Here is a 7,930-nt window from a genome sequence, read left to right on the forward strand (position 1 = left end):
ACATCCGGCTTCCTTCAGATTCCGTCTCACGGCGGACACCCTTGCCTTCGGCTATATCCTTCCCACTACCGGGCGGATTCGGGACTTGAACCCGTTGGAAACGTGCGCCGCCAGGCGCACTGCAAAAGCGGCGCAGAACTTCTGCGCCGCTTCCATAAATGATTCTTTTTTCAATGCTTCCATTCTTCCGGAATCAGAAGGTTATCTCACGCTCACGGAGCATCTCAGACACTGATCTCACGTTCGCGCATCATTTCAGAAACTGATTCCACGCTCCTGGAGCATTTCCTCAACGGCTTCAACCGCCTCATATACCATCGCGTCGCAGTGCGGCTTCTTCTCCCCTGGCGTCCGGACTTCCGCCGCCAGCAGATCCCTGCACTGTGTACGTCCTTCATGTCTGCTCGCGATTCGCCGCATGAGCTCGACAGCGATACCGGAATCACCGGCCCCGCACAATCCCAGCGCCATCAGTCCTCCGGTGATTGCGCCACAGGTCAGCCCCGCCTGCATTCCCGACCCGAAATTCTGCGCAATCGCGTTTGCCTGCTCCGCCGTCAGTCCTTTTCTCTCCGCAAACGGAATGAAAACCGCCTGTGCGCAGTTATAGTGCCGGTCCGCAGCATCCCTGAGTTCATGACTTCTCTTCAATATTTCATCCATGTCTTTTGCCTCCGTAATCTTTCTTCCACAGCTTCTGCTCCCCAGAATTTCCCCGGTTTTACATATGCAGCAATATTATAACATCTTTTCCCCGACACAATAATGCTTCGGCAAATGAATATTCCAGTGTGGCGGAGCATGATAAACCCGATCGCGATTGCCGTCATCGGACTTGTGAAACATATAAATATTCCGATTCGGCGAAATATAGTGAACGCTCTTTTAATTTAAGCAGAGTCAGGCAGCGCAAATCATGATTTCCTCTTCTCCTCAATATCACAGCCCGCGGCAGGATGTTTGAAGACGATTTGAAGGCTGTTTGAAATTTTAAATATCCGTTGACAAGCGTATGCAAACGTGATAAGGTCTTTTCAACATAAACATATATTTCATATCAGATATATATGAAATACAGATCTGGTATGTGACTCAGGAAGGAATGACCGTCCATGCAGAACATTAAACCACAGGATCATATCGATATCGCCGCTGCCGTTCCTTACATTTTAGACGAGGAATATCAGGGATACAATACTGCTCCACTCACCCGGGAGGAGAAAGAAATCGGGGAAAAGTTCCAGATGCCAGAGGTTGGGGTCCGCCTCATTGACTTCTTTTTTACAGAGGAGGATCGGAAGTTTATTCTATCCTTTGACGGAACTCCGGTTTCCTATCGTTCTCTCGATCCCGGATACGCGGCGGATGCCTTTCGGAGAGGCGTTCTAGCCAGGGTCCGCAGGGACGATACTCCGGAGGATCCGGACGCCGCTGCAGACCCGGATTATGACTACACGCTGAACAACTTCTACGGGATGCTGGATGTCCTGAGCGTCAACGAAACCCGCCGCTATCACACCCTTCCCGCAGATCTCCGGGTAAAGCTGGATCAGTGGTACTTCGATGAATACGAGAAAAGTCTGGATCCCGATCCACGGGTAAGACCGACCACTGACGAAATCATATCTCTGCAGGAGATGCTCGATTTCATTGACCAGGAGGAACGGCCCCTTTACCTTGCCCGCTGTGACTGCAAATGCCTGGGAGGCCAGGCAGAGGATCCTACCAACACCTGCATCAATTTTGTTCACGGAGACAACAGCTTCGTCACACGTAAAATCTCGGACCGCATCACCAAAGAGCAGGCGAAGCAGATCATCCGCGATGCTGACAAAGCAGGGCTCGTACACACCATCAGCGACCACGGCATCTGCAACTGCAACGCGACAGACTGCTATCTCTTCCGGGTACAGCGCGACCGCAGGAGCGTCGGCTTCTGGCCGAAAGCGCCGCACATCATATCCTATGACGCAAACCCCTGCATCGGATGCGGGCGATGCGTCAAGCGCTGCCGATTCGATGTCATCTCTATGACGGGACGCGGCAAGAATGCCTCCCTGTCTTTCCGGATGGACGAATGCAACGGATGCGGCATCTGTGCCAGCACCTGTCCGGCTGACGCCCTGCATCTGGTGCCCAGAAAAACCCCGGCACACACACCCCAGTGCCCCGCAGAAACATGAATTCCGCAGAAATGGGGTCCGCAAAAGATGAAGCCCGCTGAAAAGCAATGGTTCTGAGTAGTTCCAATACAAATTAAACTCCAAGACAGAATAAATATATTGCAGAAGGAGAAAACGAAATGAGTTACGAGGCTTTTAATGACGACACCCTTGGCTTTACCACAAGGCAGCTGCACGCAGGCTACGACCCCTCACAGCATTTTCTATCCAAGGCGGTTCCCATCTATCAGACCGCTGCCTTTGAGCTTGGCAGCTACGAGCGTTGCCTCCGCTTATTTAAATATGAAGAAGAAGGAGATTCCTACGTACGTTTTTCGAATCCCACCAACCGCGTGCTTGAGAAACGCCTGACCTCTCTGGAGGGAGGAAGCGCTGCGGTTTCCCTGGCCTCCGGCATGGCGGCCATCTCCGACACCTTCCTGACCCTTGCGCACCAGGGTGACAATATCGTCTCTGTTCCGACTCTGTACGGCGGCACCACCACCCTTCTTCAGAAGACTCTGCCACAATACGGCATCGAGGGCCGCTTCATCGAAGACGAGACTGACATCGATTCCTACCGGAACTATATAGACGACCGCACCAAAGCCATCTATATCGAAGCTCTCGGAAATCCCGGAATGAATGTACTGGACGTGGACCGCATCACTGCACTTGCTCATTCCTACGGCATTCCGGTTGTCATTGACAATACCTTCGCGACTCCTTATCTGTTCCGGCCATTCGAGCACGGCGTAGACATCGTCTGCTACTCGGCAACCAAGTATCTGTCCGGTCACGGTGTAAATATCGCCGGAATCGTGGTGGAAAGCGGAAAGTTCAACTATCTGAACGGTCGTTTCCCGGAGTTTGAAACCTTTTACAATGACTTTAAGGACTGGATCGATGAAGAAACCCTGAAGCGCGAGATGTTTACGAAGCGCCTCCGGATCACATATCTCACCGATCTCGGCGCGCACATGAGCCCGCAGACTGCCTTCTATGTCCTGCAGGGCATGGAGACTCTCTCCCTTCGCATGGAGCGTCACGTGTCAAACGCCGGAAAGCTCGCGGCTTTTCTTGAGAATCATCCGGCAGTCACAGAGGTCCTGTATCCCGGTCTGGAATCCAGCCCTTACCACAGTCTTGCCGAAAAGTATTTCCCAAAGGGGCCGGGAGCAATCATGTCCATCCGGGTAAAGGGAGGACAGGAGGCTGCCCTCCGCACCCTGAAGGCGGTCCGTATCTTCGACTACATGACAAATGTCGGCGATGCCAAATCGCTGATCGTACACCCCGCGTCCTCCACGCATTTCGGGCATTCCCCGGAAGAAAACGCAAAGGCAGGCGTCTATCCAGACTCTCTCCGGCTGTCCGTCGGCATTGAAGACATTGACGACCTGATCCGGGACATGGATCAGGCACTGAATCAGTCACAGCATCTGTAACTTTGCAAAATTCCACACAATGAAAGGAGCATCCCATGAAAAAAAATATCCTCTCCCGCACTCTTCTCCTCACTCTGGCCGCAGGCATCACGATACTCACCGGCTGCGGAAGCAGCCAATTCACCACCCAGAGTTCCTCCGACGCCGGCTCCTCTTCCGTATCCTCTGACTCAGCGTCAGCCACTGTCAAGTCCGGCAAGGCGAAAGAGGGAACCGTGCGCATCGGCTCCAAGGATTTCACGGAAAATGAAGTTGTCGCTGAAATCTATGCACTCGCGCTCGAAGACGCCGGCTATAAGGTGCAGCGGACCTTCGACATCTCATCCTCTCTGATTCACACCAGCCTGATCAGCGATGATATCGACCTCTACCCCGAGTATACCGGAACCGGGCTGATTTCTATCCTGAAAGAGGATCCGATCACCGATCCCCAGAAGGTATATGACGAGGTAAAAAAGCAATATGCCGACAGGTTCGATGTAACCTGGCTTGACTACGCGCCGGGAAACGACGGCCAGGGTCTTTTCATCAGCAAGGAAGCCTCCGACAAGTACGGCATCACAACGATCTCCGACCTTCAGAAGCATGCCTCCGAGCTGAATTTTGCATCACAGGGAGAATTTGACCAGCGAGAGGACGGACTTCCAAGATTAAACGACGTATATGGTGAATTCAAATTCAAATCCACAAAGGTATACGATAACAGTCTGAAGTATCAGGTCGTAGCAAGCGGCGAAGCCGATGTAGCCCCGGCCTACACTACAGAGGGTGCACTCTCCGAGACCGACAAATACGTTCTTCTGGACGATGACAAGCAGGCATGGCCACCCTACAACCTGGCTCCTGTCGTACGAAACGATGCCCTCTCTCTTAATCCGGAGATTGCAGACACTTTGAACGCCGTCGACAAGACCCTCACCACTGAGGTTCTCACAAAGCTCAACGCCGAGGTGGACATCGACAAGAAGGAATATGAGGACGTCGCGAAATCCTACTACGACAGTATTGCAGACAGCATCCCCGCAGCTGCTTCCGGCAGTTCCTCAAGCAGCGTTTCCTGAATCCGGACGCCTACTTGCCTGCCTGAAGCAGAAGCAGCTGCACGAACTGCTCCATCGGTTTGTCTCAAGCAGTTGCACACAACTGTCCCATTGTTTTACCGATAACTGGTGCACGCACCGCTCCATTGGTCTGTCTCGGGCAGCTTCACACAACTGCCCCATTTGAGATTTGTGAGGAAGAAAATGAAAGCCATCCAATATCAGAATATATCAAAAAAATATCCGGGCTCCGATGTCCTGTCCGTAAATCACGTATCCGCCGAGATCCGAGAAGGTGAGTTTATCACCATCCTGGGGTCCTCCGGCTGCGGAAAGACCACCCTCCTCAAGATGACCAACCGTCTGATCGAGCCGAGCGAAGGCAAAATCATTCTCTTTGGAGAAGACATCTCTACGGTAAATCCAATCGTGGTGCGCCGCCGCATGGGCTATGTCATCCAGCAGGTTGGTCTTTTCCCGCACATGACCATCGAACAGAACATCGGCATCATTCCTCAGCTGGAGAAATGGGACCGCTCGAAGATTCACGACCGGGTCACGGAGCTTCTCAACCTGGTCGACCTCGATCCCGAAATCTACCGGAACCGCTATCCTTCCCAGCTTTCCGGAGGACAGCAGCAAAGAATCGGTCTCGCCAGAGCGCTGGTAACCAACCCGAAGATCATGCTTCTCGACGAGCCCTTCGGAGCGATCGATGCCATTACCCGTCTTAATCTTCAGAATGAATTGAAACGGATTCATCGGGAGACGAGCCGCACCTTTCTCCTGGTCACCCATGATATCAATGAGGCCTTCCGTCTCGGAAACCGCGTTATGATCATGGACCGGGGAAAGCTGCTGCAGTTTGATACACCGCAGGAAATCGTTCGTCATCCCGCAGACCCCTTTGTAGAGACTCTGATCTCCTCCGCGCGCGAGCAGGAAGACTTCTGGAAGGATGTGATGAAATGATACGCTATCTTATTTCCAATCCGGATAAGATTCTGATCCCTCTCGCAAGACACCTGGAAATCGTCCTCATCACACTCGCGATCTCCGTGCTTCTCGCGTCAATCCTTACGGTGCTCTCCGTGGAGATTCCAAAGCTCGGCTCACTTCTGGTACAGATTTTTTCTCTGATCTACTCCATCCCTTCCATGGCGCTGTTTGCGCTCTTAATACCGCTCACCGGCCTCGGAATGCCCTCGGCAGTGACTGTGCTTGTCATCTACAACCAGTACCTGCTCCTGCGCAACTTCCTGACCGGCCTGGACGAGGTGGATACCGGAATCCGCGAAGCCGCCCGCGGAATCGGCATGACAAAGCTCCAGATACTGCGCCGCATTCAGCTTCCTCTGGCCCGTCCCGCGATTTTCGCAGGCATCCGCCTCGCCATGGTATCGACGATCGGAATCGCCACCATCGCCTCCTGCATCAACGCCGGAGGTCTCGGCGACCTGCTTTTTTCCGGCATGCGCACACAGAACGTCGTTAAGATTCTCTGGGGAAGTGTACTCTCCGCAGGCCTGGCCGTCGCAATGGATGCCCTTCTCAAGCTCGGTGAAAAACGCACGGCAGGGAATTTCCAGGCGCGGCGGGGATCCGGGAGTCAGGATATCGAAAGGGAAAGGAGTGATCAGAAATGATTAAGGGAATGATCTTATACATACAGCAGAACGCTCCTCAGATTCTGCTCCAGATCCGGCAGCATCTCCTCGTGAGTCTTCTGTCCCTTGCCATCGCAGCTGCAATCGGTATTCCCCTCGGATATCTGGCTTCGAAGTCTGTAAAAAAGGAGCAGATCATCTCCGCCCCCTTCCAGATCCTCCGCGTCGTGCCTTCCCTTGCGCTTCTTTTTCTCCTCATTCCTGTCATGGGAACCGGTATCCGTCCAGCCGTTACTGCCCTCACGATCCTCGCGGTTCCTCCGGTTCTCCTGAACACCATCGTGGGATTTTCCGGTGTCCCGGATTTCATGCTGGAATGTGCCGCCGGAATCGGAATGACCGCCCGGGAGCAATTCTGGCATGTCCGCGTTCCCCAGGCACTCCCCATGATTCTCGCAGGGATCCGGACCAGCCTCGTGGAAGTCATCGCGAGCGCTACTCTTGCGGCGATGATCGGAGCCGGCGGACTCGGAGAAATCATCTTCACCGGCCTGGGACTCTTCCGGTCCGATATTCTTCTCACCGGCGGACTCCTCGTAGCCCTTCTCTCCCTCGGCTCCGGTCTGATCTTCGACCTGATCCGGCGGGCCGTGCTGAACTACCGCTATGTCTGATACAAAAACTCTGGAGGATATGTTTTTTTAATCTATTAATCTGATAAACGCCCATATGATAAATCGTGCCACAAACTGTATAAGCTACGGATTGCTCCAACAAAACCGAACCTCCCTGAATAATACGTTTCACCCTTCTCTTGTGTCATGATACATGGAATGATACAACGAAATCACGTGTTATTTACTCTGGAGTTAGTTACTCTGGAGTTAATTACTCTGGAGTTAGTTACTTTGGAGTTGGCTATTTCCAGACAAATAATTTTTTAGGGAGTGGAGAGTGAATTTTCTGAGATTACGGCAAATGATGATTTCCCCCTCCTACAGCAGGCGATCTTTCATTACTCCTGCGATAAGGCGGTTAATACTCCAGAAAATTGTGCCGTATCCCACACTTACTGCCGTGATGATTCCTACCCAGATTCCCGACTCGCTCCGGAATCCGCCGTTGAACAAAATGAAAATGACGGCAACGATTGTGCCTGCCGCACAGAAGAACAGCTCGTTCAGCAGGAAGGTGCGCCTCTTTATCAGGTTTTTCGCCAGCCATTTCAGATACAGTGTCTGGATGATATCCAACACACCGATCAGAATAACCAGAAGGCAGAATCCTTTTGGCGGGGGGGAAATCTGCCCCCGCCATCAGAATAGCTGTCCAGCCAAAGAAAAACACGACAAATTCTATAACACGAATCCATCTCCACCGTTTTCCTTTTATTTCCACTTTGCTTTCCCCTTCCTCTTCTCACGAAAAATAATCGCCCTATTTCCCGGACCTGTTCTCTGGAAACAACTGAACAAACAACGTACCGGATACTACTGAACAAACAACGCAACGTTGAACGAGATAAAACACGCTGCGCGAGTTTTATCTCGCTATCGCGACGCTCGATCGGATAGGGGAGATTTTACCCTCCCCTTCCACACCACCGTACGTACCGTTCGGTATACGGCGGTTCAATAGTTTACACGAACTTTCAGATAGTGGGCTGATAAGGA

The 7,930-nt window shown here is 52.4% G+C and carries 8 protein-coding genes; 7 read left to right on the plus strand and 1 reads right to left on the minus strand.

Annotation, left to right across the window (positions count from 1 at the left end):
* On the plus strand, positions 1-235 hold a 235-nt coding region (locus tag ACTNDI_RS13820; protein ID WP_441101544.1), incomplete at its 5' end, for a hypothetical protein.
* Positions 236-255: 20 nt separating this feature from the next.
* On the opposite strand, the gene ACTNDI_RS13825 is transcribed toward ACTNDI_RS13820, so the two are convergent.
* A complete protein-coding gene (locus ACTNDI_RS13825; protein WP_441101545.1) occupies positions 256-663 on the minus strand; it encodes a C-GCAxxG-C-C family protein in 408 nt (135 codons plus the stop codon).
* Positions 664-1,112: 449 nt separating this feature from the next.
* On the opposite strand from ACTNDI_RS13825, the gene ACTNDI_RS13830 reads away from it, so the two are divergent.
* The 6 genes from ACTNDI_RS13830 to ACTNDI_RS13855 all read left to right on the plus strand — a co-directional run bounded on the left by ACTNDI_RS13830 (position 1,113) and on the right by ACTNDI_RS13855 (position 6,931).
* Positions 1,113-2,183, plus strand: coding sequence for an ATP-binding protein (locus ACTNDI_RS13830; RefSeq protein WP_441101546.1), 1,071 nt, complete (start codon positions 1,113-1,115; stop codon positions 2,181-2,183).
* A gap of 119 nt (positions 2,184-2,302) precedes the next feature.
* Positions 2,303-3,610, plus strand: coding sequence for an O-acetylhomoserine aminocarboxypropyltransferase/cysteine synthase family protein (locus tag ACTNDI_RS13835; protein WP_441101547.1), 1,308 nt, complete (start codon positions 2,303-2,305; stop codon positions 3,608-3,610).
* 35 nt (positions 3,611-3,645) lie between these two features.
* Entirely contained in the window at positions 3,646-4,671 is a 1,026-nt protein-coding gene (locus tag ACTNDI_RS13840) for a glycine betaine ABC transporter substrate-binding protein (protein ID WP_441101548.1), read from the plus strand.
* A 183-nt stretch (positions 4,672-4,854) separates the two neighbouring features.
* Positions 4,855-5,622, plus strand: a complete 768-nt coding sequence (locus ACTNDI_RS13845) for an ABC transporter ATP-binding protein (protein WP_441101549.1) — start codon at positions 4,855-4,857, stop codon at positions 5,620-5,622.
* A complete protein-coding gene (locus ACTNDI_RS13850) occupies positions 5,619-6,296 on the plus strand; it encodes an ABC transporter permease (RefSeq protein ID WP_441101550.1) in 678 nt (225 codons plus the stop codon). The genes ACTNDI_RS13845 and ACTNDI_RS13850 overlap by 4 nt, the downstream gene beginning before the upstream one ends.
* The gene (locus tag ACTNDI_RS13855) at positions 6,293-6,931 is read left to right on the plus strand and encodes an ABC transporter permease (RefSeq protein ID WP_441101551.1); all 639 of its coding nucleotides are present in this window, start codon (positions 6,293-6,295) and stop codon (positions 6,929-6,931) included. The genes ACTNDI_RS13850 and ACTNDI_RS13855 overlap by 4 nt, the downstream gene beginning before the upstream one ends.
* Positions 6,932-7,930: the final 999 nt, after the last annotated feature.

This window comes from Bilifractor sp. HCP3S3_D3, assembly GCF_052063915.1.
Classification (GTDB): Bacteria; Bacillota; Clostridia; order Lachnospirales; family Lachnospiraceae; genus Bilifractor.

Coding starts and splice junctions, on each gene's coding strand:
- ACTNDI_RS13840 (WP_441101548.1), top strand. CDS start 3,646: ATGAAAAAAAATATCCTCTCCCGCACTCTTCTCCTCACTCTGGCCGCA.
- ACTNDI_RS13830 (WP_441101546.1), top strand. CDS start 1,113: ATGCAGAACATTAAACCACAGGATCATATCGATATCGCCGCTGCCGTT.
- ACTNDI_RS13825 (WP_441101545.1), bottom strand. CDS start 663: ATGGATGAAATATTGAAGAGAAGTCATGAACTCAGGGATGCTGCGGAC.
- ACTNDI_RS13855 (WP_441101551.1), top strand. CDS start 6,293: ATGATTAAGGGAATGATCTTATACATACAGCAGAACGCTCCTCAGATT.
- ACTNDI_RS13850 (WP_441101550.1), top strand. CDS start 5,619: ATGATACGCTATCTTATTTCCAATCCGGATAAGATTCTGATCCCTCTC.
- ACTNDI_RS13845 (WP_441101549.1), top strand. CDS start 4,855: ATGAAAGCCATCCAATATCAGAATATATCAAAAAAATATCCGGGCTCC.
- ACTNDI_RS13835 (WP_441101547.1), top strand. CDS start 2,303: ATGAGTTACGAGGCTTTTAATGACGACACCCTTGGCTTTACCACAAGG.